The following is a 26,980-nucleotide window of genomic DNA, read 5'->3' as shown; positions in this document are numbered from 1 at the left end:
ACCGGAACCGCTCTTCCCGCTCCGGCCGAATCGAGATGCCACGCGAACGTCGCGAATCCCCCCACCATCAGGACCATCAGGAACACGAGCACTCTTGCCTTCATTCTCCAGCCCCCAACTGTGCGAACAAGCAAGCGAGTTGACAGCAAGAGTCAATTCTTAATCACTCCGACAGTCAAGTAACGACTTGGCAAAGCACTCAAGTAGGCGGCGGGACATCCCAACTTGCCATAAAAGGCGGGCGATCCAGTCCGAGTCATTGGCCGCGCACAGTCATGCTGGTAACTTTGAGTTGTCAAACAGACTGTCATGAACTCCGGAAGGAGTCCTCCATGGATCACGCCAAGGCGGAGCAGGCAGAGGGCGTTGGAGGCCGCGTACGGACTCTTCGGACACAGCACGGCCTCAAGCAGCAGGACCTCGCCTCCCGGGACGCGTCGACCAGCTACATATCCCTCATCGAGTCGGGCAAGCGTCTGCCGTCCGCCCCGGTGCTGGCCACCCTCGCGGAGCGGCTCGGCACCACGCCCGAGTACCTGCTGACCGGGCGCGACGAGCACCGGGCCGAAGAGGCCCGGATGAAGCTGGCGTTCGCCGAGATGGCGCTGCGCAACGGGGACGACGGCGAGGCCATGCAGGCGTTCAGCGATCTCCTCGCGGACCGTTCGGCGCTGGACGAGTCGATGATCCGGCGTGCCCGCATCGGTCAGGCCACCGCGCTGGAGAAGACCGACCGCCTCGAAGCGGCCATCGCGCTCCTCGACGAGCTGCACCGTGATCCCGCGATCAGCGCGGGGTCCGACGACTGGTGCCGGATCACGGTGGCGCTGTGCCGCAGCTACCGCAACGCGGGGGACATCTCGCTCAGCATCGACGTCGGCGAGCGGGCGGTGGCGAAGCTGGACGCGCTCGGCCTCGACACGACCATGGACCACATTCAGGTCGGGTCCACGCTGATGAGCTCCTACCACATGCGGGGAGACCTGACGCGGGCCCAGCTGCTCGGCGAACGGCTGCTCCCCGCGGCCGAGGCCCAGGGGTCGTACGCCGCCCGGGGATCCGTCTACTGGAGCGCAGGACTGGTCGCCAGGTCGCAAGGGCGACTGCACGAGGCGATCTCCCTGACCGAGCGGGCGCTCGCCATGATGGCCGAGGGCGACAACGTACGCCACATCGCCATCCTCAGGATGAACTACGGCGTGATGCTGCTGCAGTCGGACCCGCCACGTCCCGAGCACGCCCTCGACCTCCTCCAGGCCGCCCAGGAGTCCCTGGCCGAGGTCGGCACCGCCAGCGAACTGATCCGCTGCGAGCTCAACCTCGCCGACACCCACAAGCGTCTCGGCCACCTGGACACGGCCGCCGCCCACGCGCAGCGCGCGCTCGGGCTGCTCGGCACGGACAACCGGATCCTGTCCGTCCGCGCACGCACCTACCTCGCGGAGATCTGCCTCCTGCGCGACGAGCGGGAGGACGCGGTGCAGCACCTGCACGCCGCCGACCGACAGCAGCAGCACTTCCCGGCGTCACGCGACTCCGCGCAGAACTGGCGGCGCATCGGCGATCTGTGGCAGCAGTACGGCGACACCACCGCGGCGCTCAAGGCGTACGACAAGGCCCTGTCGGCGGCCGGCCTGGCCAGGACCGGCGACGTGCAGGTCGCTCTCACCGACCAGCACTGACCACCACGTCCACCACCCGGTCCCGCAGCCGGCCCATCGCAGCGACCGTCCCCGCCTCCACGTTCACCCGGACGACGGGGCCGGTCCCGGGGACGCGTACGTTGAACCGAGCGCCGTCGGCCAACTCGCCGGTGACGCCGTCGAGATGGTCCAGGTCCGTGCCGTGCGCGGCGAAGTGGCGGACCACGCGCTGCAGCGCGGCCAGCGGGTCGGGCACCGGGACGTCGATCGCGCCGGAGCAGGCGTACCCGTCGTGCCGGGCGGCGAGTTCGGACAACTCGGCCCCCGATTCACCGAGTTCGGCCAGCAGGTGCAGCGCCGCCAGCATGCCCGTGTCGGCGTACCAGAGGTCGCGGAAGTAGTAGTGGCCGCAGTGCCCGCCGCCGAACGCCGCGTCCTGCTCGGCCATCAGCGCCTTGATGGCGGCCGGACCGACCCGGGAACGTACGGGAATGCCGCCGGCCTCCTTGATGGCCTCGACCGCGGAGGTGGCGGTGACCAGGTCGTGGACGACGGCGGCGCCGGGGCGGCGGGCCAGTTCGCGCCGGGCGACGAGGGCGATCACGGCGGCGGCCGGGACGGTCGCCCCGCGCTCGTCGACGGCCAGCAGCCGGTCGCCGTCCCCGTCGAAGGCGAGACCGAGGTCGGCCCCCGTCTCCCGCACGCGTTCCCGCAGCCCGCTCACGTCCTCCAGATCCGGGGCGCGGTGCGGGAACGTGCCGTCCAACTCGAAGTGCAGCGGCACCAGTTCGACCGCCGGATGGTCCAGGACGAGCGGCGCGGTCAGCCCGGCCACGCCGTTGCCCGCGTCGACGACGACCTTCAGGGGACGGATGTCCGCGAGGTCGACGAGGGCGCGCAGGTGCTCGGCGTAACCGGTCAGGTCGCGGCTGGGGACCACCGAGCCGGGGCACTCGGTGAGCGGCGGGCGCGGCTGGCGCAGCCGGCGCCTGAGCCGTTCCATGCCGGTGCTCTCGTCGACGGCGACGGCGCCCGCGTGGCACAGCCGGATCCCGTTGTACGGGGCCGGGGCGCGGCCCGCGGTGACCATGGCGCCCGGCACGTCGAGGCGGCCGGAGACGTAGTGCAGGTAGTCGGTGGAGCCGAGGCCCGCGTCGACGACGTCGGCGCCCTGGTCGAGGACGCCCTGGGCGAGGGCGTCGGCGAGGCAGGGCGAGGACTCCCGCGCGTCGTGCGCGACGGCGATCGCGCCCGCGCCGGTGAGCTCGGTGAACGCGGCGCCCACCCGGTAGGCGAGGCCGGGGTCGACCTCGGCGCGGAACAGGCCCCTGATGTCGTACGGGGTCACGATCAGGTCGTACAGGTCGTCGTCGTCCTGCGCCTGTGGGTCAGCGGTCATCGAGGGCGTCCTCCTCAGGGCGACCGGGGGCGGGTTCGAGCCACACCACCGCGAGCGGCGGCAGGGTGAGGGCGGCGCTCTCCGCGCGCCCGTGCCAGGGCGTCGGCTCGGGCCGTATCACCGCGTCGTTGCGTACATCGCTGCCGCCGTAACCGGCGGCGTCCGTGTTCAGCACCTCCCTCCAGGCGGGGGCGTCGGGCAGGCCGACGCGATAGCCGGCGCGCACGACGGGCGAGAGGTTGCAGACCACGACGAGGGGCCGGCCCGTCGCGTCGTACCGCACGAAGGACAGGACGTTGGCCTCGGCGTGCGAGGCGTCGATCCAGGAGAAGCCGGCCGGGTCCGCGTCCCGTTCCCACAGCGCCGGGGTGGCGGTGTAGCGGGTGTTGAGGTCGCGGACGAGCGCGCGGATGCCGTCGTGGTCGGCGTGCGCGGGCCAGGCCTCGTCGAGCACCCACCACTGCGGCCCGGCGTCGTGGTCGAACTCCGCCCCCTGGCCGAACTCCTGTCCCATGAAGAGGAGTTGCTTGCCCGGGTGGGCCCACATGAAGGCGAGCAGGGACCGCAGGTTCGCGCGCCGCTGCCACCAGTCGCCCGGCATCTTCGCGACCAGCGCGCCCTTGCCGTGCACGACTTCGTCGTGGGAGAGCGGCAGCAGGTAGCGCTCGCTGTACGCGTAGACCATGGAGAAGGTGATCTCGTCGTGGTGCCAGGAGCGGTGCACCGGGTCGCGGGCGAGGTGGCCGAGCGTGTCGTGCATCCAGCCCAGATTCCACTTGAGGTCGAAGCCGAGTCCGCCGAAGCCGTCGTCGCCGACCTCGTACGTGGGCCGGGTCACGCCGGGCCAGGCCGTGGACTCCTCGGCGATGGTGAGGGCGCCGGGCGCGGCGCGGCGGACGGTGTCGGTCAGCTCCTGGAGGAAGGCGACGGCGTCCAGGTTCTGGTGGCCGCCGTGCTCGTTGGGGCTCCACGCGCCGTCCGGGCGCGAGTAGTCGAGGTAGAGCATGGAGGCGACGGCATCGACGCGGAGCGCGTCCACGTGGAACTCCACGCACCAGTAAAGGGCGCTGGCGACAAGGAAGTTGCGGACCTCGCGGCGGCCGTGGTCGAACTCCAGCGTGCCCCAGTCCGGATGGTGGGCGCGGCGCGGGTCGGACGGCTCGTAGAGGGGTTCGCCGTCGAAGCGGGCGAGCGCGAAGTCGTCCTTCGGGAAGTGGGCCGGAACCCAGTCGAGGATGACGCCGATGCCGGCCGCGTGCAGGGAGTCGATCAGGTGGCGCAGGTCGTCGGGGTCGCCCATGCGGGACGTGGGGGCGAAGAACCCGGTCACCTGGTAGCCCCAGGAGCCGCCGAACGGGTGCTCCATGACCGGCATCAACTCGACGTGCGTGAAGCCGAGTCCGGTGACGTACTTGGGCAGTTCCTCGGCCAGTTCGCGGTAGGTGAGTCCGGGGCGCCAGGACGGCAGGTGCACCTCGTACACCGACATCGGGCGGGCGTGGCAGTCCGCGCCGCCGCGCGTCGCCATCCACGCGGCGTCGCTCCAGGCGTACGCGGAGGTGTGCACGACGGAGGCGGTGGCGGGCGGGACCTCGGTGGCGCGGGCCAGCGGATCGGCCTTGTGCAGGAGGCGGCCGTCGCGGGTGTGGATCTCGTACTTGTAGCGGGTGCCCGCGCCGACGCCCGGCACGAACAGTTCCCACACGCCGCTGGAGCCGAGCGAGCGCATGGGGTGGGCGACGCCGTTCCAGCCGTTGAAGTCGCCCATGACGCGTACGCCTTGGGCGTTCGGGGCCCAGACCGCGAAGGAGGTGCCGATGACGTCGTCGAGCGTGCGCGGGTGGGCGCCGAGGACCTGCCAGAGGAGTTCGTGGCGGCCTTCGGAGATCAGGTGCAGGTCGAGGTCGCCGAGGGTGGGCGGGAAGCGGTAGCCGTCGTGGTGGAGCTGCTCGGTGCCGTCGTCCCCGTAGCCGACCAGGAGGTGGTGGTCCCGCGTGTCCTCGCCCGGGAGGGTGCCGGTGAAGAGGCCGTCGCGCTGGTGGGTGAGTTCGGTCCGCTCGCCGGTGGTGCGTTGCGCCGCGACCGTGCGGGCCAGGGGTTTCAGTGCGCGCACGACAGTGTCCCCGGTGCCGGTGGGGTGGGCGCCGAGGTAGGAGTGGGGGTCGTGGTGGGCGCCGGCGAGGATTCTGTCCAGGTCGGCGTCCTGCGGGGTCACGGGCAAGGTGCGGGTCCTCTCGAATCAAGCCCCTCCGGCGATTGAGGAGCGGGGTCCGGGGCGGAGCCCCGGGGTGCGGGCGCCGGTCAAGCTCGCGCCAGCCGGTGCACCGCCCCCAGCGGAATCGGCAGCCACCCGGGACGGTGCCGAGCCTCGTACACCGCCTCGTAGACCGCCTTGTCCGCCTCGAAGGCGCGCAGCGGCAGCGGATGGCAGTGCGGGTCCGTGCCGCCCGCGTCGGCGTAGCCGGCGATGAAGGCGCGTCGATTGCGGGCCGCCCACGCGTGCGCGCGGCGGGCGCGGCGCAGGCGCGGGCCCGGGGCGTCCTCCGGGTGGCGCTCGTGGAGGGTGCGCAGGCCCGCCTGGGCCGCGTACTCGAAGGAGCGGAGCATGCCGGCCACGTCCCGGAGCACCGGTTGCGGCGCGGCGCGTTCGGCCGCGGGGCGGTCCGGTTCGCCCTCGAAGTCGATGAGGTGCCAGCCGTCGGGCGTGGGCAGCGCCTGGCCGAGGTGCAGATCACCGTGGACGCGCTGCGCGAAGACGGGGCAGCCGCGGGCGCCCGCCCGCGCGTAGTCGTCGTAGAGCCGGGCGATCCGGGAGCTGTGGCGGGCGAGCGCCGGCACCTCCTCGGCCGCGAGTTTCAGGCGCTCGGTCATCAGCGCGGCGTCCTGCGCGATGTCGTCGGGGGTGACGCGGACGCGCGGGAAGGCGTCGGCGAGCGCCGTGTGCACCTCGGCGACGGCGGTGCCGAGGGCGCGGGCGTGCGCGGTGAAGCCGCCGGTGGCGGGGACGGTGGGGCAGGTGCCGTCGACGCAGTCGGCGACCTGGCGCACGGCGTTCTGCCAGCCGTCGCCCTCCGCGGGGAGGAGGTCCTCCATGAGGCCGAGGACCAGGCCGGTGTCGCCGCTGAGCAGGGTGCCGTGCAGCCGCGGGGTGCGGGGGCAGCGGGCCTGCGTGAGGGCGTGCAGCGTCTCGACCTCCAGGTGCGGGCCAGGCTCGGGCCGCCGGTAGATCTTGAGCAGCAGTCGGTCGCCGTAGACGACGGCGCTGTTGCTCTGGTCGGCGTGCAGCGGCCGGGGCACGAGGCCGACCGGCAGCGGCAGCCGCGTGGCGCGCTCCATCCGGAGCCCGTGGGGTGCCGTCCTCTGGGCGAGGTGGCGCAGGAGCACGCCCATCAGCGCGGCGTCCTCCGTGGCCTCGTACAGCGTCCAGCCGTGCCACCTCCCCTCCGCCACCGCCCCGATGGCCGCGTCCGCGAGCCGCCGGGGCAGTTCGGGGCGCAGGCCGAGCAGGACCTGGTACAGCTGCCCGTCCCCGGTGCGCAGGACCGCGTGCAGCAGGGCCGGTGCCTCCTCGCGGACGACGCTCACCACGACGGGGGTGAGCCCCGGTCCCCGGCCCGCCCCGGCCGCGTACCAGCGGCGGGTGCGCAGCCAGGGTTCGAGCAGCGGCAGCAGGGGGGCGGTGAGGCGCCGCCGCTCGGCGTCCATCGGGGCGACGGTCATGCCCCCTCCCCCACCGGGACGAGGAGGTGGGCCGGGGCGTGGCCCGGCTCCAGGCGCACATATGTCTCGGCGTGCCAGGCGTGGATCTCGCCGGTCAGTTCGTCGCGCATCTTGAGGGAGCCGTCGTCGGGCAGGCCGAGCGCGGCCAGATCGAGGGTGACGGTGCCCTCGGCCGGGTGGTGCGGGTCGAGGTTGACGACGGCGAGGACGGTGTCGACGGAGCCGTCGGGCAGCGCCAACTGCTTGCTGTACACGAGGAGTTGCGGGTGCTCGACAGGATGGATCCGCAGGTTGCGCAGTTCCTGGAGGGCCGGGTGGGCGCGGCGCAGCTCGTTGAGGCGGGTGATCAGCGGGGCGATGGAGCGTCCCTCGGCCTCGGCGGCCGCCCAGTCGCGCGGTCGCAGTTCGTACTTCTCGGAGTTCTTGTAGTCCTCGGTGCCCGGCTCCAGGACCTCGTTCTCGCACAGCTCGTAGCCCGCGTACATCCCCCAGGTCGGGGCGAGCGTCGCGGCGAGCACGGCGCGGGACTCGAAGGCGGGGCGGCCGCCGTTCTGGAGGTGGGCGTGCAGGATGTCCGGGGTGTTCACGAAGAGGTTGGGGCGCAGGAAGTCGGCGCTCTCGTCGGCGAGTTCGGCCGCGTACTCGGTCAGCTCGGCCTTCTCGTTCTTCCAGGTGAAGTACGTGTACGACTGCTGGAAGCCGGCCTGCGCGAGGGCGTGCACCATGGCGCGCCGGGTGAACGCCTCGGCGAGGAAGACGACGTCCGGGTCGCGTTCGCCGATCTCGGCGATGACCCGCTGCCAGAAGCCGACGGGCTTGGTGTGCGGGTTGTCGACGCGGAAGATCCGCACCCCCTGCGCCATCCAGAAGCGCAGCAACCGCACGCTCTCGGCGACCAGGCCCTCGAAGTCCCGCTCGAAGGAGAGGGGGTGGATGTCCTCGTACTTCTTGGGCGGGTTCTCGGCGGGCGCGACGGAACCGTCGAGCCGCTGCGTGAACCACTCGGGGTGCTCGGTGAGCCAGGGATGGTCGGGCGAGCACTGCAGCGCGAAGTCCAGCGCCACCTCAAGTCCCAACTCCGCTGCCCTGGAGACGAATTGCCGGAAGTCGTCGAGGGTGCCGAGGTCCGGGTGGACGGCGTCGTGACCGCCCTCGGCGGACCCGATCGCCCACGGAGAGCCCACGTCGTGCTCGCCCGCCACGAGCGCGTTGTCCCTGCCCTTGCGGTGAGTGCGCCCGATGGGGTGGATCGGCGGCAGGTACACCACGTCGAAGCCCATCGCGGCGATGGCGGGCAGCCGCCGCGCCGCCGTCACGAACGTCCCGCCGGCCGGCGGGTCCAGTCGGGCGCCCTCCGAGCGCGGGAACATCTCGTACCAGGCGCCGACCAGGGCCCGGCGCCGCTCGACGAGCAGGGGCAGCGGCCAGGAGGCGGTGACCAGTTCGCGCAGCGGGTGCCGATGCAGCGCGGCGGCCACCTCAGGGGTGGTGGTCGCGGCGAGCCGCCGGGGGAACGGGCTCGCGTCGTCACGCAGGGCTCGCGCCACCGCGCTCACCGCCTCCTGGCGGTCCGGGTCCGGGATCCCGAAGGCGGCCCGCTCGTGGAGCAGCGCGCCCTCGGCGAGCGTCAGATCGACGTCGACCCCGGCGGGAATCTTCAGTTCGGCGTCGCGGCGCCAGGTGCCGACGGGGTCGGCCCACGCCTCGACGGTGTACGTCCACCGTCCGGGTTCCCCGGCCACGACGGTGGCCTCCCACCGGTCGGCGTCCGGGTCGACGAGCGTCATCGGGGTCCACGGCCCCGGCCGCCCCCGCGGATCGCGCAGGACGACATTGGCGCCGATCTCCCCCGCGCCCTCGCGGAACACGGTGGCGCTGACGGTGAGGGTCTCCCCGGTCACGGCCTTCACCGGTACGGCGCCGCCGCGCACCTGGGGCCGGATGTCGCGGATCGGTATGCGGTCGCCGAGGGGCACGCGGGCGCCCGGGTCCATGACGGCGGTCACCGGACGCCTCCCGCGGCCACCCGGCGCGTGCCCCGGTCGCGCTGTGCCATCTGCTCGATGAGGGTCCGCGCGAAGACGTGGCAGTGCGCGCCGGTGCGCGCGGTGACCAGGTCGCCGTCGACGACGACGTCCTCGTCGACGTACAGACCGCCCATGTTGCGCAGGTCGCCGAGCAGGTTGTTGTGGACGACGGCGCGCCGGCCGCGGATCAGGTGGGGCAGCGGCGCCGTCAGCCACATGCCGTGGCAGATGATGCCCTTGACGATCGCCGGGTCCTGGAAGGCGCGCCTCAAGAAGCGGGCGGCTGGCGGGAGTTCGGCCGGGTCCTCGGTGTAGCGCAGCCGGTCGGAGACCATCCCGGAGGGGACGATCACCGCGGAGAACTCCTTGAGCGCGAACTCGTCGACGTCCTCGAAGGACTCGGTGACAACGAACGGCATCCGGTGCTCGTGCCCCTGGAAGGTGATCTCGTCCTGCCCCCACATCCGGGACAGGAAGTGCACCTCGGCGCCCTCCTCGGGGAAGCGGTGCTGGTAGTAGAGGATCTCGGGTTCGTAGAAGTCGCTCTCCATCAGGATCGCGATCTTGTGGCCCGCGAGTCGCATGGCGTCAGTCCTCCCTTCCCCGGCCGGTGACCAGGTCGATCAGGAACGGGCCCGGGGTGCCCAGCGCCTGCTCGACGGCGGCCTTCGCCTGGTCGGGCTTCTCGACGCGGACGGCCGGCACGCCGAGCGAGCGGGACAGCGCCACGAAGTCGATGGCGGGGCGCGCGAGATCGAACATCTCCGGCTGCTCGTGCGCGGCGACGTCCACGCTCTTCCAGTACTCCTCGATGTTCAGCTCCAGGAGCTTGTAGCTGCTGTTGTTGCAGATGACGAACGTGGCGCCGATGTCGTAGCGGGCCGCCGTCCACAGCGCCTGGATGGTGTACAGGGAGCCGCCGTCGCCGGTGAACCCGACGACCGTCCGGTCGGGGTGGGCGAGCTGGGCGGCGATGGCGCCCGGGATGCCGACGCCGAGGGAGCCGCCGCGGGTCTGGTGCCAGTGCCCGGGGCGGGTCGGCGGCAGGTGCCGGGTCACGTCGGGGGAGGCGGTGAGCGCCTCGTCGAACACCACGGCGTCCTCGGGGAGTTGGCGGGCCAGCTCCTGGAGGAAGGCGGTGACGGGCAGGGCGTCCGGGGCGAGCGCGGCCTCGTCCTGCTCCCGGGCCGCCGCGATCTCGTACGAACGCTGCGCCGACCGGCCGGTGAACCACTCCCCCGCCCGCGCCCGGCTCTCGGGGCTCATCCGTCGTTCCAGGGCGCGGGCCAGGCCGTCGAGCGCGCGCCGCGGGTCCGCGGCGAGCCCCAGGTCCACGGGGAAGTTCTTGGCGATGGCGTCGGTGTCCAGGTCGATGTGGACGACCGGGGCGCCGTCGGCGAAGACACCGTCGAGGGCCGGGTAGACCTCGGGGAGCGCGTACGTGCCGACGAGCAGGACGGCGTCCGCGGCGCCGGTGACCCGGCGGCTGCTGTCGCCGAACATATGGCCCAACTGGCCCGCGTAGGCGGGGTGTTCGACCGAGAGGTTCACCTCGGCCCAGTCGGCTCCCCACACCTCGGCGCCCCAGGTCTGGGCGAGCCGCCCCAGCTCCTCCTGGGCGCCCGCGAAGTGCACGCCGTCGCCCGCGATCACGATCGGCCGCTCGGCGCCGGCGAGCAACTCGGCCGCCCGGTCCAGGACTTGGGGGTCGGGCGTGGCCGCGAAGTCCACGTACGAGGTGGGCACCGCGGCCTCCGAGGTGTCCCGGTCCATCACGTCGGCGGGCAGCACGACGAGCACCGGGCCGTACGGCGGGGTCGCCGCCACCTTCATGGCGCGGCGCAGCACCCGCAGCGTCGACTCCGGGTCGACGACGCGCGTCGCCCACTTGGTGACGGGTTCGGCCATGGCGACCAGGTCGACCGCCATCTGGGCCTCCATGGCGTCGTAGCGCAGGCCCGCCTCGCCGGCGATCGCCACCAGCGGGGCGTGGCCGCGCTTCGCCTGGTAGAGCATGCCGACCGCGTTGCCGACGCCGACGCCGGTGTGCAGCTGCAGGACGGCCGGGGTGCGCGTGGCCCGCGCGTAGCCGTCGGCGAGGCCGACGACACCGGCTTCCTGGAGCGCGAGGATGTACTCGATGTCCGGGAAGTTGCGCAATTCGTCGAGGAAGCCCTGCTCGACCGTGCCGGGGTTGCCGAACATGTACCGCACCCCGTCGGCTCGCAGCTGTTCGAGGATCGCGACCCGCGCGGGCCTGCTGACCATGATGCGTCCACCTCTCGTACGTAACCGCTGTGTCGGGCAAGTCAGTTGGCGGGGCTGAAGCCCCACTGCCGCAGGCCGTCCTCCAGGACCTCGACGAGCTTCTGGCCCGTCAGGTACGAGTCGGGGGTCGACCGGCCCGTGATGAAGGGGAAGTCGACGATGACCGACGTCTCCTTGCCGAAGTTGCCGTGGAAGGCGCCGCCGGGCGCGGTCGCGTCGCGCAGGATGTACTCCAGCGGGTACGGCGGCGGGCCGATCACGAAGTCGGTGCCCATGAAGCCGGTGCCGTCCTTGTAGTCGTACTCGATGCAGTGCCCGGTGACGTGCTTGCCCCGGATGATCGAGACGCGGTCCTCCTGGTCACGGGCGAAGGCGAGCGGCGCGACGCCGTAGCACTCGGCGGCGATCGGCCGGTCGAGGGCGTGGAAGGCGAGGATCAGGTCGTGCACCCGCCAGTTGTTGGCGAGGTCGACGATCGGGCCCGAGCCGCCGACGATCAGCAGCGCGTCGTAGCGGTCGGCGATCTGCTCGCGGATCTGCTCCAGGCGCGTGTTGTACGCCTCCCAGTCGCGCAGGAAGTACGGCTTCGAGCGGTAGGGGCGGTCGGGCAGCCACGACGACAGGTCGAGCGGGCCGTCCAGCCGCGGCGACTCGTCGACGGCCCGGACCTTGGCGGCCATCTCGGGCGTGGTGACGGAGCGGCCGAGCGGCGGGTCGACGTAGTCGGGGTCCATGCTCGGCGGCAGGGCGACGGGGCGCTTGCCGGTCGGGGTGGCGAAGGTGACCTGGTAGCCGGCCTTGTCGAAGGTCTCCAGCGGGCCGATCAACTCCTCGCCCCAGTAACCGTATTCGGACAGGACGACGAGGATGCGCTTGCTCATGGGGTGTCCTCTCGGGTCGACGCGGGTCGGACGTGCGACGCGGGCCGGACGGGTCTGATCCGGTCCGGCCCGACCGGTCGGGCTCATGTCTACGGTCCGGGGGCCGACGTCACCAGGAGTGACGGTCCCGGTCGTCCCACATCCCCAAGTGACCGGTCGTACTACGGCATTTCGCCCATCGACGTCGGCAAGCCCGCCGCCCGACCTCACGCAATGCGGCGACCGGGCCCCGCCGCCGCGCCACGGCCGTCGCGGTCGTGGCGGAATCGACCGGGAGAGAACGGACACCCCCGTCAGCGAGAGGGATCTGCCATGACGACCGCACAGAGCCCGCGGACCGAATCCGCACAGGACGCCGCCGAGTTCGTCCAGCACTGGTACGACATCCTCAGCAGCCACGAGCCCGTCGAGGAGCTGCTGCCGCACGTGATCGACGACGGCCTGGAGATGGCGTTCCCCGAGCGCACCCTGCACGGCCACGCGGACTTCCGCGACTGGTACGCGGCGGTGGGCGAGGCCTTCGGGCCGCAGAGCCACATCGTGGAGAAGCTCCGCACGAACGAGCACGACGGCCTCGTCGACATCGAGGTCACCGTCGTGTGGACCGCCAAGAACCTGTCCGACGGCAGCGTCTCGGCGCTGCGCATCGAGCAGACCTGGCAGCTGGTGCGGGACGCGGCGGACGGCTCCCTGCGCATCGGCACGTACCACGTCGGCGACCTGAACCCGGCCTGAGCCGACGATGCGGGAGGTGCCCATGTCGTACGACTACATCGTCGTCGGCGCCGGCAGCGCGGGCTGCGCCGTGGCGAGCCGGCTCAGCGAGGACCCGGACGCGAGCGTGCTGCTCCTGGAGGCGGGCGGCTGGGACGAGCGCCCGGAGATCCACCGCACCGACGCCGCCTCCGTGCTCGCCCTGCTGACCAGCGAGTGGAGCCCCACGATCGACTGGGGGTACGCGACCGAGCCCGAGCCCGCGCTCGACGGCCGCCGCGTCCCGGTGGCCCGCGGCAAGGTGGCGGGCGGGTGCAGTTCCGTGAACGCCCTGATGTGGGTGCGCGGCAGCCGCCACGACTACGACGGCTGGGCGGCGGCCGGCAACCCCGGCTGGTCGTACGCGGACGTGCTGCCCGCGTTCCGGCGCGCCGAGGACTACGACCGCGGCGGCGACGGCCTGCGCGGCAAGGGCGGCCCGGTGCGGGTGCGCGACCACACCGAACCCAGCCCGGTGGCACGGGCGTTCGTGGCCGCCACGGCCGAGCTCGGCTTCGACGCCCCGGGCGACGACTACAACGGCGAGCGGCAGAGCGGCTACGGCTTCCTCTACCAGACCACCCGCACCGACGAGGGCACCCGCGCCTCGACGGCGACGGCCTATCTGCGCCCGGCGCTCGACCGCCCGAACCTGACGGTGGCCACCGGCGCGCAGGCCACCCGGCTGCTGCTCTCGGGCACGCGCGTCACCGGCGTCGAGTACGTCCGGGACGGGCAGCGGCAGCGGGCGTGGGCGGACGCGGAGGTCGTCGTCTGCGCGGGCGCCTTCGAGACGCCGAAGCTGCTGATGCTGTCCGGGATCGGCCCGGCCGCGCACCTGCGCGCGCACGGCATCGGTGTCGTGGCGGACCTGCCCGGCGTCGGCGGCAATCTGCAGGACCACCTGTTCGTGCCGGTCTGCTACGCGTCCCGCGAGGAGCATCCCGAGGGGGCGCTGCTGTCCGAGGCGGGCCTGTTCACGCACACCGACTTCACGCACACCGGCGGCGGGGGCGAGGACCGGGCGCCCGATCTTCAGTTCACCTTCGGGCCCATCAAGTTCCTCGCCCCGGACGCGCCCGCCGAGCAGTACGCGGGGCCCGGCTTCACGTTCGCGCCGATCGCGCTGCTGCCCGAGAGCCGGGGCCGGGTACGGCTGCGCTCCACCGACCCGACCGCGGCCGCCGTCGTCCAGGCGGGCTATCTCACGGCGTCGGCCGACCTCGACGTCCTGGTCCACGGGGTGGTCCTGGCCCGGGAGCTGGCGCACACCGGCGCCTTCGCCCGGCTGCGCGGCGAGGAGCTGGGGCCCGGCGCCGACGTGTCCGACCCCGGCGAGCTGCGGGCGTACGTAGCCGCGCGCGCCACCACCCTGTGGCATCCGGCCGGCACCTGCCGCATGGGCACGGGCCGGGACGCGGTCACCGACCACGAACTGCGCGTGCACGGCGTCGAGGGGCTGCGCCTCGCCGACGCCTCCGTGATGCCGACGATCGTCGCGGGCAACACCAACGCGCCCAGCGTGATGATCGGCGAGCGCGCGGCCGAGCTGATCAGGAACTCACACCACCGAGGGATCGAGGGGACTCACCATGCCCACGCCTGAACCGACCGAGCTGTACCGCCGCTTCCTGGACGCGCTCAACGCCTCGGACTACGAGGAGATCGCCCGCGTCATCGGCCCGGACTTCACCGACCACCACCCCGGTTTCGACATCCAGGGCTTCGACTCGTACCTGGAGGCGCTGCGCGGCGCCCACCTCACGTTCGAACTCCGCGGCGAACTGGAGGAGTTGCTGCTCACGGAGGCGGCGGACACGTTCGTCACCCGGGTGAAGCTGACCGGCACCCACCTCGGCGAGGCGCTGGGCTTCCCCGCCACCGGCCGCAAGGTCGAGTGGTCCACCACCGAGATCTGGCGCGCCGAGAACGGGCAGCTCGTCGAGCGCTGGGCCCAGGACGACCTGCTCGGCCTGCGCGAGCAGGTCTCCACGGACGCCGCGAACCTGGCGACCGTGCAGGCGGTCAGCGACGCCGTGAACGAGCGCCGCTACGACGACCTGGACGCCCTGTTCGGCCCCACCTTCCGGGACAACAACCCGGCCTGGGACGTGTCGAGCCTCGACGAGCTGAAGGTCATCATCAAGGCCGCTCACGACGCCCTCGACTTCACCGTGGGCCTCGACGCCCTGTATCCGGCGTCCCCCGACAAGGTGATCATGCACATCACCTTCCGCGGCAAGCACGTCGCCCCGTTCTTCGGGCAGGAGCCGGACGGCCGCGAGGTCTCCTGGACCAGCCTGGAGGTGTACCGCCTGGAGGACGCCAAGGTCGTCGAGCGGTGGGTGCAGGCCGACACCGCGGGCCTGATGCGCCAGCTCGACGTGCCGCTCCCGTGACACCCCACGAACCCGATTCCAGGAGGCAGCGATGAACACCCGAGAGATCGTCGACGCGTACTACCGGCTCGCCAACTCCGGTGACTGGGACCCCTGGTGCGACCTGTTCGCCGTCGACCAGAGCATGGACGAGCAGCTCGCCGGGCACGTCGAGGGCCGCGAGACGCTGCGGGACATGATGAAGGGCTTCCCGCAGATGTACGCGTCCTTCGCCAACGTCCCGGTGCACGTCGTCGTCGACGGCGACCAGGCCGCCGTCGTCTCGCACATCTCCGCCCGCACCCCGAAGGGCGAGACGGTCGAGGCCGACGTGTGCAACTACTTCCGGATCGCCGGCGGCGAGATCGTCTACATGACGAACGTGCACGACACGGTCCCGTTCGCCCCCGTCACGGGCGGGGAGTGAGGCCCGTGTCCGCGACCGTGACCGCGCGTTGGGCGCACGTCGGCCTCAACTGCCGTGACCAGCAGGCCACGGAGGAGTTCTACCGCCGCTTCTTCGGCTTCGAGCGGGCCCGGGTCGTCGAGGCGGACGGGGCCCGGGTCGTGTTCCTGAAGAGCGGCCCCGTCTACCTCGAACTCTTCCCGACGCTGTCGGAACCCGCCTTCCCCACCGCCAAGGACGGTCCCGACCATCCCGGCACCGCCCGTCACCTCGCCTTCCAGGTCGAGGACGTGGACGCGTTCGTCGCGGCGGCCGACGGAGAACTCGACGTCACACTCGGCCCGTTGGCCTTCGACGAGTTCATCCCCGGCTGGAGGACGGTCTGGGTGTCCGACCCCGACGGCGTCGTCGTCGAGGTCAGCCAGGGCTTCACCGACCAGACCCCCGAGGAACTGCGGGCCTACGAGTGAGCAGGTGATCCCCGTACGCCCGCGCGGGCACGGCCGGTCGAACCGACCCGGCCGTGCCCTCACCCATGCCCCCGTACACATCGATCCCGTACACATCGGTAAAGAAGCAAAGGGAAGACATGACCCCTGTCAGCGAACAGACCATCCTCATCACCGGTGCGACCGACGGACTCGGCCGCGCCCTCGCCCATGAACTCGCCGCGCAGGGCGCCACGTTGATCCTGCACGGCCGCAGCCCCCGCAAGGGCGCCGAGCTCCTCGACGAGCTGCGTGCGGCGACCGGCGCGGACCGGTTCACGTACGAGCTGGCCGACTTCTCCTCCCTGGAGGACATCGGCAAGCTCGCCGAGCGGATCCTCGCCACGTACGACCGGCTCGACGTGCTCGTCAACAACGCCGGGATCGGTGTGGAACTGGCCCGTCAAGAGAGTCAGGACGGCCTGGAACTCACCTTCCAGGTCGACTACTTGGCGGCCTACGTGCTCAGCTGCCGCCTGGCCCCGCTGCTGGTGCGTTCGGCGCCGGCCCGGATCGTCAACGTCAGCTCGGCAGGGCAGGCCCCGATCGACTTCGACGACGTGATGCTGGAGCGCCGCTGGGACGGCGTACAGGCCTACTGCCAGGCCAAGTTGGCGCAGGTCAGCCTCACCGTGGACCTGGCCGAGCAGCTGGCGGGTACCGGGGTGACGGTCAACGCCCTGCACCCGGCCTCGTACATGCCGACGAAGATGGTGGTGAACCTCTTCACCCCGCAGAGCACGGTCGCCGACGGCATGCGCAACACCGCGCGGCTGGTCACCGATCCGGCGCTCGCCGAGGTCAGCGGCGAGTACTTCAACCAGCGCAACCGCGCGCGGGCCGGCGCTCAGGCGTACGACCCGGCGGCGCGGGCCCGGCTGCGGGAGCTGAGCGAGTCGCTGACCGGGGTGACGTTCCCGGCCCTCGGCTGAGCACGACGGGAGCCCCGCCCCTCGCGTCATGGGGGGGCGGGGCTCCGACGCGTCGGCGGCTACGCGGTGATCGACAGGGCGTGGTGGAAGACGTTCTTCGGGTCGTACGCGGCCTTGACCTGCTGAAGGCGCGCGTGGTTGCCCTTGTAGTAGAGCTTCTGCCAGGCGGTGCCCGAGGTGTTCAGGGCGGTGTCGGTCAGGTCGACGTCCGGATAGTTGATGTACGACCCGTCGTCGGCGCCGTCGAGCGTCGGGGCGCCGCCGTTGTCGGCGTACAGGTTCCGGTACAGCGCCCGCATCCACGCGATGTGCCGCTCGTCCTGTGCGGCGTCGGTCCAGTACGTCGTGAAGTTGGCCTTGAGGATCGAGTCGCGCTGCGGCATCGCGGTGTCGGCGGGGGCGACGGCGTTGACCCGGCCGCCGTAGGAGTAGAGCAGGATGCCGGCGTGGCCGTCGTAGGCGGGGTCGGAGAGCGCGTCGTACAGGACGGCGATCCGCGCGTCGGACCAACGCCTGCGCAGATAGGCACCCTTGGACTTGGTGCGGTTGAACAGACCCGTGTCGTAAGGGTCCTTGAGCGTCGCCTTCAGCCAGGGCCAGCTGGACGTGGAGGTGGCGTGGGCCGTACCGACGCCGTCGGTGACCGCGGCGACGTAACGGTCCATGAGGGCCGAGGCGTTGGAGAGCGTGCCGTCCAGCTGGACGTTGAGGACGATCGTGCCCTGCGCGTAGTTGTTGAGGATGAGCACGCTGTGCAGGCTCGCGAACTCCGTGCCCGGGGCGCTGTTGGCCTCGTGCCAGGCACCGTGGTTCTGCACGATCTTCGTGAACGCGGCCTCGGTCAGGTCCGCCCACTTCCAGCCGAGCGTGGTCTTGAGGAGGGTCGCGGGCGGCTTGGGCAGCAGGGCCGAGGGGGTGGTGCCGGTGGCGCCCGGGGTGCGGAACCAGTAGCGGGTGACGACACCGAAGTTGCCGCCGCCCCCGCCGGTGTGGGCCCACCACAGGTCGCGGTGCGCGTCGCCCGTGTCGCGGGTGGCCACGACGGACCGTACGGTGCCGTCGGCGTCGACCACGACGACCTCCACGGCGTACAGGTGGTCGACTATGGCCCCGTGCTGGCGGCACATCGCCCCGTAGCCGCCGCCGGTGACGTGCCCGCCGACGCCGACCGTGGGGCAGGTGCCGCCGGGCACGGAGACGCCCCACTCCAGGTAGAGGGTGCGGTAGACGTGGCCGAGCTGGGCGCCGGCCTCCACGCAGAAGGCGCCGCGCGCGGTGTCGTACGAGACGGCGTTCATCTCGGACATGTCGATGAGCACCTTGACGTCCGGGTCGTCGACGAGCCCGTCCAGGCAGTGCCCGCCGCCGCGCACGGCGATGCGCTTGCCGCCGCTCACGGCGTCCTTGACGGCGGCGATGACCTGCGCGGTGGTGTGGACGAGACGTATGGAGTCGGGTCTCGCGGCGAATCTCGCGTTGTAGCCGCGGGCCGTGAGGTCGACGTAGCGGGGGTCGCTCGACGTCACGGTGACGGTGGCCGTGTCGATGGACGCGGCGCTACGGGTGTCCGCGGCGCGGGCCGGGTCCGTGCCGACGACCGTGATGCCGGCGACGGCACCGGCGGCGCCGAGGAATCCTCGACGGGTTGCTCCGGGCATGGAAGCTCCTGTGCGGAAACGGGGTGGTGGCAAAAACGGCGCTGCCGCCCCGGCCGTTCGCCGGGGCGGCAGCAGGTGACGCGCGTACGGGTCAGACGACCTCGTGACCGCTCGCGGTGGACTCGGGGACGTCCTCCCGGACGTCCCAGTGCTCGACGATGCGGCCGTCGTCGATCCGGAAGACGTCGACGACGACGGTGCCGCGGGCGTCGGGCGTCGGCCGGAACCGGGAGTGCACGAAGACCAGGCCGTCGTCCGCGGCGACGCGGCGGATCTCGAAGCGGGCCTCGGGCAGCTGCTTGCGGAAGCCCTCGATGAAGTCGACGAGCGGGGTGCGTCCGTCGGGCAGGTGCGGGTTGTGCTGGATGAGGTTGGCGGCGAGGTACTCGTCGGCCCGGTCGGTCTGGCCCTCGTTCCAGACGTTCTCCAGGTAGTCGCGCACGAGCTGCACGTGATGCTGGGACATGGGTCTCTCCTGATCGTGAGGTGGTGCGTACGGATGCGGGGGGTCAGGTGGCTCGGACGGGCGCCGGGGCCTCTTCCACCGCGGCGACGCCGACCTTGCGGACCGACGCGGTGTGCGCGAGCGCGGCGAGCACGAGGACGCCGAGGGCGATGGCCGGGATGGGGCCCGAGCCCAGGCTCGGCAGGAAGGAGCTGCCGATGAAGCTGCCGAGGCTCATGCCGAGGTAGAGCGCGGCGGCGTTCATGGCGAGGATCATGCCCGGCTGGAGCGGCAACAGGTCGACGAGACGGGCCTGTTGGGGCGCCTGGTACATCTGGCTGAAGAACGCCCAGTACGCGAAGACGGCGAGTCCGGGCGTCGAGTGCGGCGCGACCAGCAGCAGCGCGAACCCGGACGCGAGACCGACCACCGCGACGGTGATGGTGCGCGGGCCGCCGATCTTCTCGGCGATGCGCGGCGACAGGGCGTTGCCCGCGACGCCGATGACGCCGAACGCGAGCAGGGTCGCGGAGATCAGCCCGGACGTCGCGTCGAAGCGGTCCTTCAGATAGGCGCTGGCGATGCCGTACACGGTGAACTGCGCGGACATGAACAGCAGCGTCGTGGTCACCGTGGACAGGGCGGCCGGGGTGCGCAGGGCGTCCCGGTAGGCCTGGACGGTCGGGGCCTGCCCCGCCGGGATCTCGGGGACGTAGACCGCGACGAGCACACAGGCGATCGCCGAGAGGACCGAGACGCCGAGCAGTGCGGGCCGCCAGCCGAGGCTGCCGCCGAGGAACGAGGCGAGCGGCACGCCGAGCACCGCCGCCGCGGTCATGCCGGCGAAGACGGTGGCGAGGGCGCGCTGCCTGCGCTCGGGCGGCACGATCAGTGAACCGGCGGCGGACGCGCCGGGTCCGAAGATCGCCGCGCCGATCGCCCCGACGACGCGGGTGGCGGTCAGGAAGCCGTAGTTGGGGGCCAGCGCGCCGAGCACCGAACCCACGGTGAGCAGGGCGATGCCGAGCAGCAGGACCTTCTTGCGGTCGAAGCGGCGCAGCAGGATCGGGGCGGCGGGCGCGAACACCGCGAACGTGAGGGCGAAGACGGTGACGAGGAGCCCCACGCGCGCCGGAGCGACGTTCAGGTCGTCGCCGATGGGGCCGTTGAGGCCGACGACCGCCAGCGAGATCGTCCCCAGGCTGAAGTACCCCAGGGACAAGGCGAGCAGAGCCGGCATCGTGCTGCGAGACGGCATGGCGGCACCTCCTAGATTCATGCCGAAGCGGATTCATGCCGAAGTGGTGGTTGTGCCGAAGCGGTGGTGACGCGAGAACGCTAGGTGCGCGGGGCACGCGGTGGCGGGCGGCGGGCGCGGGGCCGGCGCATTGCCCGAGGTCCCCTCCCGCACTACGTCAACTGGATGCCCGAGCAGGGGCGTTGGCGGTGCGGAAGATCAGCGGGACCTGCCGTCCCGAGGCGATGAGCCAGTACTCCAGGGCGTTGACGGACACGAGGATCAGCGCGGCCGCGGCGAGGGTGACGAGTCCGGGCAGGCGGGGCGCCGCGGCGACGAGTCCGAGCAGCGCGAGCCCACCGAGGAAGCGGGTCGCCGACGCGGCCCCGAACATCCGCCACCGGGTGTAGCAGAAGGTCAGGATGAACAGCGCGGCCCCGGTCGGCAGCAGCGCCGCGGCGAACGCGTGCGGCACCGCGACCGGCTCCGCCACGATCAGATCGGCGCCGACGGAGACCAGCAACAGGCCCGACACCAGCACGAGGTGGCCGTAGCTGAGGACGTCGCGCACCACGATCGACGGGGTCGGATGGGTGCGCAGCGCATGGGCCACGGCGGAGGCCACGAGATGGAAGTAGAGCCACCACAGGGCGCAGCCGATGAGGAAGGCGAGGGCCACGGCGAGCAGTCCGACGGGGCCCGGCGCGGTGCCGGCGAGCCGCGCCCCGACGGAGACGACGTTCTCGCCGAGCGCGATGATCACGAACAGGCCGAACCGTTCCGGGAGGTGGTTGACGCCGAAGGCGAGCTGTCGCAGATGCCCGCTGAGCACGAGCGGCGCGAGGATCTCCGCGCCGACGGCGACCGCCCAGCAGCCGGTCCGCCAGGCGTCGGGCAGCACGGCGCACCCGAAGAGCGCGAGCGCGAAGGCGAGCCCGGCCCGGTAGGGGTGGATGGTGTAGACGGCGCACTCCCTGCGGATGGCCTCGCCGATGACGAGGCGCAGCGCGAGATAGCACCCCGCGTAGAGGAGCGACTCCGAGCGCGTCTCCAGGGCGTGCGGAGCGGCGACGCCCATCCCGTAGGTGGCCAGTCCCGCGAGCAGCAGGAAGACGCGCTGCGCACTGGTCTCCCGTACGGCGTTCATCGCCATGACGACGTCGACCCAGGCCCACCACAGCGGGGTCAGGACGAGCAGACAGCCGCCCAGGGAGTGCCAGCCCGGATGCGCGGCGAGCGCGTGCGCGATCTGCCCGACGCCGAACGCCAGCACCAGGTCGTAGAACAGCTCCGTCCAGGTCGCCCGGTCACGTGCCTGTGCGCGCGCCGGAATCGTGAGTTCGGCCATCGCCGCACCCGCCTTCCCCTCGGTCCGTGGTCGCTGCCCGACTGTGGGCGGCGACGGACGCGCGACGGCACGGCGGGCCGACACATGGGGACATTCCAGGAAGTCGGAGGCGGCGCTGTACCAACTCGGCGCTGCGCTCGGGCGGCCTACCATGAGAGTCGGGCCCTACGCCCACGCCTACGCACCAGGAGCAAGAGTTGTACTTCACCGACCGCGGCATCGAAGAGCTGGAGAAGCGGCGCGGCGAGGAGGAGGTCACCTTCGAGTGGCTCGCCGAGCAGCTGCGGACGTTCGTCGACCTGAACCCGGACTTCGAGGTGCCGGTCGAGCGCCTGGCGACGTGGCTGGCGCGGCTCGACGACGAGGACGACGAGGACTGAGCCGAGGGGCCCGTACGGGGATCAGCCGCGGGCCCGGCGCATCCTGTCGTACGCGATTCCGAGCGCGCCGTGGGCGAGCAGCACCGCCCCGGCCGTGGCCCAGCCACCGCTGCGGCGGCGCAGCCCGTAGAGGGTGAGCGGGAGCCCGGCGGCGAGCTGGGCGACGGCCAGGCAGCGCGCCTTGGGGCCGCGCAGCCAGGGGCCGAGGCTGCCGCTCTCCACGACGTCGAGTTCGGCATGGACGGCGTCGCGCCAGCCGGACCATTCGATCCGCTCGACGTCCGGCTGGACGCGGGCGACCTCGCGCAGCCGGTCGGCGGGTTCGCCGGGAGTCAGACCGGCGGGGAGGGTGAGGCCGGTGCGGGTGAGGACCGCGAGCAGGCCGAGGAGGCGGGCCCGGGCGTCGGCCGCGGAGTCGGGTTCGGCCAGGGCTTCCAGGGACTGCATGTCGAGTACGGGGTCCAGGCCCAGGCGGGCGGCGAAGGTGCGCAGGGCCTCGTGCTCGCCGGCCGGGGTGCCGTTCGCGAGCCATACGTAGCCGACGGGGCGGCGGAAGCCGGAGGCGAGCGTGAAGCCGCAGCGGTCGGCGTCCCACCACAGCGCGAGCACCGGCCACGCCGAGCCGACGGCGAGGGCCCCGGCCCAGCCGCCGAGGACCCGGTCGACGGGCTCCCCCGCGGCCGCCCACGGCTTCTCCTCCGGCACGAGGACGCTCCACTCGCGTCCGGCCGAGGTGAGCAGCATGGGGCGGCGCAGCAGCTGCGCGGCGGGTCCGACGACGACGGGTTCGGCGCGGCACAGCAGCAGCGCACCGGCGGATTCGGGGGACGGCATGGGCCCACGCTAGGTCAATTCGTCCTACTTCCACCACACATGTCGCCCCATCCGGCCCACCGTCCGACAGGGGCCGAACGCGACAGTCTTGACTTTCCGCATCCGCGATATATCGTGTTTTACGGAAGACGCGTTATGGCGCGTTCGCTCCCGAGGAGGTCGCCCCATGCCCGAGTGGTCCGTCGCGCAGCCGCAGAAGCTCGTCTTCGACGAGCCGGTGACGGCCCTGCACGTACGCATCGTGAACGGAACGGTCAACGTGGTGGGCACGGACGAAGGTTCCGCCCGCCTGGAGGTCTCGGACCTGGAGGGGCCGCCGCTGCGCGTGACGCAGGAGGCCGGCACCCTCTCCGTCGTGTACGACGACCTGCCCTGGAAGGGCTTCCTCAAGTGGCTGGACCGCAAGGGCTGGCACCGCAGCGCAGTCGTCTCGCTGGCGGTGCCCGCCGGCACCCTGGTCGAGGTCGGCGTGGTCGGGGCGGGCGCGGTCGTCTCCGGCATAGAGGGGCGCACGGAGGTCAAGGGCGTCACCGGCGACACCACGCTGGTCGGCGTCACCGGGTCGGTGCGCACCAGCACGGTCTCCGGCAGCGTCGAGGCGCAGGCGGTCACCGGCGATCTCCGGTTCAACTCGGTCTCGGGGGACCTGACCGTCGTCGAGGGCTCGGGTTCGTTCGTGAAGGCGGACACCGTGAGCGGCTCGATGATCGTGGACCTGGACCCGGCGGGCCCCACGGACGTGGCGCTGACCAGCGTCTCCGGCGAGATCGCGATCCGTATCCCGCACCCGGCGGACACCGAGGTCGAGGCGAACACGGCGAGCGGAGCGGTGTCGAACGCCTTCGACGGGCTGCGCGTCTCCGGCCAGTGGGGCGCGCACAAGATCACGGGCCGGCTCGGCGCGGGCACCGGCAAGCTGCGGGCGACGACCGTCTCCGGCTCGATCGCGCTGCTGCGCAGGCCCCCGGCGGAGGACGACCCGTTCGACGAGCCCGCGCCGACCGCTCCCACCGACAAGAAGGTGCTGTGACATGCCTCCCGTCTTCGCTCACGGCCGCCTGCGCCTCTACCTCCTCAAGCTGCTCGACGAGGCCCCGCGCCACGGCTACGAGGTGATCCGCCTCCTGGAGGAGCGCTTCCAGGGCCTGTACGCGCCGTCGGCGGGCACCGTCTACCCGCGCCTGGCCAAGCTGGAGAGCGAGGGGCTCGTCACGCACACCACCGAGGGCGGCCGGAAGGTGTACGCGATCACCGACGCGGGCCGCGCCGAACTGGCCGACCGAAGCGGCGAGTTGGCCGATCTGGAGCTGGAGATCCGCGAGTCGGTGGCCGAGCTGGCCGCCGAGATCCGCGACGACGTACGGGGCGCGGCGGGCGATCTGCGCCGCGAGGTGCGGGCCGCGGCCTCACAGAGCCGCGCCGGGAGCGGGAGCGGCCGCTTCGGCGGCGGCAAGGGCGAGACCACCGACTTCACGGACTTCAAGGACTTCACGGACAAGGAGTCCTGGCGCGCCGCCAAGGAGGAGATGCGCCGCGCCAAGCAGGAGTGGAAGGAGCAGGCGCGGCGCGCGAAGGACGAGAGCCGCCGGGCCCGTGAGGAGGCCCAGCGGGCCCGCCGCCAGTCCAAGGAGGCGCAGGACCGGGTGCGGGAGCAGGCGCAGGAGGAGTTCCAGCGCATGGCCAAGCGGGTCCAGGACCAGGTGCAGGACCACTTCGCGCGCGGCGACTGGCCGACGGGGGTGCGCGAGGGGCTTTCCGAACTGGCCAAGGAGTTCGGTGAGTTCGGCCGGAGCTTCGGCAAGGACACCACCCGCACGGCCCCGGCGGCCGAGCCCCAGTACCGCGCGCCGTCGGACACGGTCCCTGCGGAGTACGTCCCGTCCTGGGCGACGGAGGACTCCACCGGCGACCCGGCCCGCGACCTGGACCGTCTCCTGGACCGCTTCCGCGACGACATCCGCGACGCGGCCCGCGACCACGGCGTCACGGTGGACCAACTCGCCTCGGCGCGCAGCCACTTGTCGGATGCGGCGGCACGCATCGGGGCGACGCTGAACACATCGAGCCCGCGCGAGTCGGGCCCGGACAAGTAGAGCCCTGACAAGTCACGCCCCTCCGGCGCTTGAGGAGCGGGGTCCGGGGCAGAGCCCCGTGACCTCGCCCCGGCGCAGGGCAACCAGACCCGGCGCGCTCAGCTCGCCGCCGCCTCCCCGCCCCCGTACAGCACCCGCTCGATCCCCTCCACCGTCACCCCGTGCCCGGCGAGCGCCTCCGACGCCATGCCCGGCCGGGAGGCGAGGGCGAGCAGCAGGTGCTGGTCGCCGATGGCGCGGTCCCCGTGCGCGAGGGCGACCTTGAGGGACGACTCCAGGACCTTCTTGGCCTCGCGCGTGAAGGTCCGGCGCCCGCCGAGCTTGCGCCCGCCGGTCAGCACCCCGACCCCGTGGGCCTGTTCGACCCGCGTGACGATCTCGTCCACGTCGATCCCGAACTCCGCTAGGGCCTCCGTGTCCGCCCGCGAGAGCCCCGCCCGCCGCCGGGCGACGCCGACGGCCTGTCCGATCGCCGCGCGCCGCCCCTCGTCACCCGCGCCCAGCGCGTCGAGGACGAAGGCGCCGCGACTGCCCCGCCGGTCCAGCAGAGCGAGCAGCAGATGCCCCTCGTCGACCCGCTCGGCCCGCTCGCGCTCCGCGTGCTCGACGGCGCCCTTGACCACGCTCCGGGCCGCCTCGGTGAACCGTTCGAACATCATCGCCTCCCGTACTTCTTGTGCACGGCCTGTCGACTGACTCCCAGCTCGGCCGCGATCTCCTGCCACGACCAGCCCTGATTGCGCGCGTTGCGCACCTGTACCGCTTCCAGCTGCTCAAGCAGCCGCCGCAGCGCGGTGACCGCCCGCAGCCCCACTCGGGGGTCGCGGGCGCCCGCCTGCTCGGCGAGATCCGTTGCCTCGGTCATGGCGTCAATGTAGGTTGACATCACTCGTGCGTCAACCGCGGTTGACGTTACCGGCGCGAAAAAGGGGCGCCCCCAAGGAATCGGGGACGCCCCTCACTCACGTACAGGCGCAGGTCAGACGGTCAGGACGACCTTCCCGAACAGGTCGCCGCCGGCCATCTTCTCGAAACCCTCGCAGGCCCGGTCCAGCGGCAGTGCCTCGTCGATGACGGGCCGCACGCCGGTGGCCGCGCAGAAGGCGAGCAGGTCCTCCAGCTCGTCCTTGGAGCCCATGGTCGAGCCGACGACCTTCAGCTCCAGGAAGAAGATGCGGTTGAGCTCGGCGGCGGGCGGGTTGGGCCCGCTCGTCGCGCCGGAGATCACCAGCGTCCCGCCCGGCTTGAGGGACTTGATCGAGTGCGACCAGGTGGCGGCGCCCACCGTCTCGATCACGGCGTCGACGCGCTGCGGCAGGCGCGCCCCGGTCTCGACGGCCTCGACGGCGCCCAGCTCCAGGGCCCGCTTGCGCTTGGCCTCGTCCCGGCTGGTGGCGAAGACCCGCAGGCCCGCGGCCTTGCCGAGCACGATCGCGGCGGTCGCGACACCGCCGCCCGCACCCTGCACGAGCACCGAGTCACCAGGCCGGACGTCGGCGTTGGTGAAGAGCATGCGGTACGCGGTCAGCCAGGCGGTGGGCAGGCAGGCGGCCTCCTCGAAGGAGAGCTCCTTGGGCTTGGGCAGCACGTTCCACTCGGGCACGGTGACCTGCTCGGCGAAGGTGCCCTGGTACTTCTCGGTGAGGATCGAGCGGCCCTCACGGGGCCCGACCCCGTACCCGGTCTGCCCGATGACGGAGTGCAGGACGACCTCGTTGCCCTCCCTGTCGATCCCGGCGGCGTCGCAGCCGAGGATCATCGGCAGCGCCTCCTCGCCGAGTCCGACCCCGCGCAGGGACCACAGGTCGTGATGGTTCAGGGAGGCGGCCTTGACGTTCACGGTGGTCCAGCCCGGACGGTTCTCGGGGGCGGGCCGCTCCCCCAACTCCAGTCCGTTCAGCGGCTGATCACGGTCGATGCGGGCTGCGTAGGCGGCGAACATGACCTTGACGATAGGCGTCCGACCAGGGCCGGGGAACCATCTCCGGCTGTGACACACGTCCCGTGGCGGACGAGTCCCGTAGCCGGAAGAGTTCCGCGGCCCGGCACCTGACGAGTCCCGTAGCCGGACGAGTTCCGCGGTCCGGCAC

25 protein-coding genes are annotated in these 26,980 nt (G+C 72.2%); 10 read left to right on the top strand and 15 right to left on the bottom strand.

Features of this window, described 5'->3' with window-relative positions; genetic code table 11:
- The first annotated feature begins 332 nt into the window (after positions 1-332).
- The gene (locus B072_RS0138095; protein WP_018535244.1) at positions 333-1,682 is read left to right on the top strand and encodes a helix-turn-helix domain-containing protein; all 1,350 of its coding nucleotides are present in this window, start codon (positions 333-335) and stop codon (positions 1,680-1,682) included.
- On the opposite strand, the gene manB is transcribed toward B072_RS0138095, so the two are convergent.
- The 7 genes from manB to B072_RS0138060 form a co-directional block, all read right to left on the bottom strand.
- On the bottom strand, positions 1,666-3,042 hold the full coding sequence (gene manB, locus B072_RS0138090; protein WP_018535243.1) for a hypothetical protein: 1,377 nt from the start codon (positions 3,040-3,042) through the stop codon (positions 1,666-1,668). The two genes, B072_RS0138095 and manB, sit on opposite strands and share 17 nt — an antisense overlap.
- Positions 3,032-5,257 carry a 1,4-alpha-glucan branching protein GlgB gene (glgB, locus tag B072_RS44980; protein ID WP_018535242.1) on the bottom strand — a complete coding sequence of 742 codons (2,226 nt, stop codon included), beginning with the start codon at positions 5,255-5,257 and terminating at the stop codon, positions 3,032-3,034. Before glgB ends, manB begins: the two co-directional genes overlap by 11 nt.
- A gap of 86 nt (positions 5,258-5,343) precedes the next feature.
- A complete protein-coding gene (locus B072_RS0138080) occupies positions 5,344-6,762 on the bottom strand; it encodes a maltokinase N-terminal cap-like domain-containing protein (RefSeq protein ID WP_018535241.1) in 1,419 nt (472 codons plus the stop codon).
- A complete protein-coding gene (locus B072_RS0138075) occupies positions 6,759-8,768 on the bottom strand; it encodes a maltotransferase domain-containing protein (protein WP_018535240.1) in 2,010 nt (669 codons plus the stop codon). Before B072_RS0138075 ends, B072_RS0138080 begins: the two co-directional genes overlap by 4 nt.
- Complete coding sequence (locus B072_RS0138070) at positions 8,765-9,373, bottom strand: DJ-1/PfpI family protein (protein ID WP_018535239.1); 609 nt, start codon at positions 9,371-9,373, stop codon at positions 8,765-8,767. Before B072_RS0138070 ends, B072_RS0138075 begins: the two co-directional genes overlap by 4 nt.
- Positions 9,374-9,377: 4 nt before the next feature.
- Entirely contained in the window at positions 9,378-11,057 is a 1,680-nt protein-coding gene (locus B072_RS0138065) for a thiamine pyrophosphate-binding protein (protein WP_018535238.1), read from the bottom strand.
- Positions 11,058-11,098: 41 nt separating this feature from the next.
- Positions 11,099-11,938 carry a type 1 glutamine amidotransferase domain-containing protein gene (locus B072_RS0138060; RefSeq protein WP_018535237.1) on the bottom strand — a complete coding sequence of 280 codons (840 nt, stop codon included), beginning with the start codon at positions 11,936-11,938 and terminating at the stop codon, positions 11,099-11,101.
- A 312-nt stretch (positions 11,939-12,250) separates the two neighbouring features.
- On the opposite strand from B072_RS0138060, the gene B072_RS0138055 reads away from it, so the two are divergent.
- From B072_RS0138055 to B072_RS0138030, 6 genes are all read left to right on the top strand, one after another.
- The gene (locus tag B072_RS0138055) at positions 12,251-12,673 is read left to right on the top strand and encodes a nuclear transport factor 2 family protein (RefSeq protein ID WP_018535236.1); all 423 of its coding nucleotides are present in this window, start codon (positions 12,251-12,253) and stop codon (positions 12,671-12,673) included.
- A 22-nt stretch (positions 12,674-12,695) separates the two neighbouring features.
- Positions 12,696-14,297 (top strand): GMC family oxidoreductase, encoded by a 1,602-nt coding sequence (locus B072_RS0138050; RefSeq protein ID WP_106433017.1) that lies wholly within the window; start codon positions 12,696-12,698, stop codon positions 14,295-14,297.
- Complete coding sequence (locus B072_RS0138045; protein ID WP_018535234.1) at positions 14,284-15,090, top strand: ester cyclase; 807 nt, start codon at positions 14,284-14,286, stop codon at positions 15,088-15,090. The genes B072_RS0138050 and B072_RS0138045 overlap by 14 nt, the downstream gene beginning before the upstream one ends.
- Before the next feature lie 31 nt (positions 15,091-15,121).
- Positions 15,122-15,496 carry a nuclear transport factor 2 family protein gene (locus tag B072_RS0138040; protein WP_018535233.1) on the top strand — a complete coding sequence of 125 codons (375 nt, stop codon included), beginning with the start codon at positions 15,122-15,124 and terminating at the stop codon, positions 15,494-15,496.
- Between the two features lie 5 nt (positions 15,497-15,501).
- Entirely contained in the window at positions 15,502-15,945 is a 444-nt protein-coding gene (locus B072_RS0138035) for a VOC family protein (protein WP_018535232.1), read from the top strand.
- 119 nt (positions 15,946-16,064) lie between these two features.
- Positions 16,065-16,895, top strand: coding sequence for an SDR family NAD(P)-dependent oxidoreductase (locus B072_RS0138030; protein ID WP_018535231.1), 831 nt, complete (start codon positions 16,065-16,067; stop codon positions 16,893-16,895).
- A gap of 59 nt (positions 16,896-16,954) precedes the next feature.
- Here the strand turns inward: B072_RS0138030 and B072_RS0138025 are convergent, their stop codons facing one another.
- From B072_RS0138025 to B072_RS0138010, 4 genes are all read right to left on the bottom strand, one after another.
- The gene (locus B072_RS0138025) at positions 16,955-18,553 is read right to left on the bottom strand and encodes an FAD-binding oxidoreductase (RefSeq protein ID WP_018535230.1); all 1,599 of its coding nucleotides are present in this window, start codon (positions 18,551-18,553) and stop codon (positions 16,955-16,957) included.
- 91 nt (positions 18,554-18,644) lie between these two features.
- Positions 18,645-19,019 (bottom strand): nuclear transport factor 2 family protein, encoded by a 375-nt coding sequence (locus tag B072_RS0138020; protein ID WP_018535229.1) that lies wholly within the window; start codon positions 19,017-19,019, stop codon positions 18,645-18,647.
- Between the two features lie 43 nt (positions 19,020-19,062).
- Positions 19,063-20,256 carry an MFS transporter gene (locus B072_RS0138015; RefSeq protein WP_018535228.1) on the bottom strand — a complete coding sequence of 398 codons (1,194 nt, stop codon included), beginning with the start codon at positions 20,254-20,256 and terminating at the stop codon, positions 19,063-19,065.
- 157 nt (positions 20,257-20,413) lie between these two features.
- Positions 20,414-21,583: a low temperature requirement protein A gene (locus tag B072_RS0138010; RefSeq protein WP_018535227.1), complete on the bottom strand. Its 1,170-nt coding sequence runs from the start codon at positions 21,581-21,583 to the stop codon at positions 20,414-20,416.
- Between the two features lie 197 nt (positions 21,584-21,780).
- On the opposite strand from B072_RS0138010, the gene B072_RS0138005 reads away from it, so the two are divergent.
- Positions 21,781-21,963, top strand: coding sequence for a DUF6104 family protein (locus B072_RS0138005; RefSeq protein ID WP_018535226.1), 183 nt, complete (start codon positions 21,781-21,783; stop codon positions 21,961-21,963).
- A 21-nt stretch (positions 21,964-21,984) separates the two neighbouring features.
- On the opposite strand, the gene B072_RS0138000 is transcribed toward B072_RS0138005, so the two are convergent.
- Positions 21,985-22,797 carry a hypothetical protein gene (locus B072_RS0138000; protein WP_018535225.1) on the bottom strand — a complete coding sequence of 271 codons (813 nt, stop codon included), beginning with the start codon at positions 22,795-22,797 and terminating at the stop codon, positions 21,985-21,987.
- A 166-nt stretch (positions 22,798-22,963) separates the two neighbouring features.
- On the opposite strand from B072_RS0138000, the gene B072_RS0137995 reads away from it, so the two are divergent.
- Positions 22,964-23,827, top strand: coding sequence for a DUF4097 family beta strand repeat-containing protein (locus B072_RS0137995; RefSeq protein WP_018535224.1), 864 nt, complete (start codon positions 22,964-22,966; stop codon positions 23,825-23,827).
- A gap of 1 nt (position 23,828) precedes the next feature.
- A complete protein-coding gene (locus B072_RS0137990; RefSeq protein WP_018535223.1) occupies positions 23,829-24,890 on the top strand; it encodes a PadR family transcriptional regulator in 1,062 nt (353 codons plus the stop codon).
- 98 nt (positions 24,891-24,988) lie between these two features.
- Here B072_RS0137990 and B072_RS0137985 read toward each other — a convergent pair whose 3' ends face one another.
- The 3 genes from B072_RS0137985 to B072_RS0137975 all read right to left on the bottom strand — a co-directional run bounded on the left by B072_RS0137985 (position 24,989) and on the right by B072_RS0137975 (position 26,832).
- The gene (locus B072_RS0137985) at positions 24,989-25,546 is read right to left on the bottom strand and encodes a Clp protease N-terminal domain-containing protein (protein WP_018535222.1); all 558 of its coding nucleotides are present in this window, start codon (positions 25,544-25,546) and stop codon (positions 24,989-24,991) included.
- Entirely contained in the window at positions 25,546-25,755 is a 210-nt protein-coding gene (locus B072_RS0137980; protein WP_026246734.1) for a helix-turn-helix domain-containing protein, read from the bottom strand. Before B072_RS0137980 ends, B072_RS0137985 begins: the two co-directional genes overlap by 1 nt.
- A 114-nt stretch (positions 25,756-25,869) precedes the next feature.
- Positions 25,870-26,832, bottom strand: coding sequence for a zinc-binding dehydrogenase (locus B072_RS0137975; protein ID WP_018535220.1), 963 nt, complete (start codon positions 26,830-26,832; stop codon positions 25,870-25,872).
- Between the last annotated feature and the right edge of the window lie 148 nt (positions 26,833-26,980).

Source organism: Streptomyces sp. HmicA12 (assembly GCF_000373565.1).
Classification (GTDB): domain Bacteria; phylum Actinomycetota; class Actinomycetes; order Streptomycetales; family Streptomycetaceae; genus Streptomyces.
The sequence above is the reverse complement of the archived record's forward strand: the minus strand, read 5'-3'. Positions and strand labels throughout refer to the sequence as shown.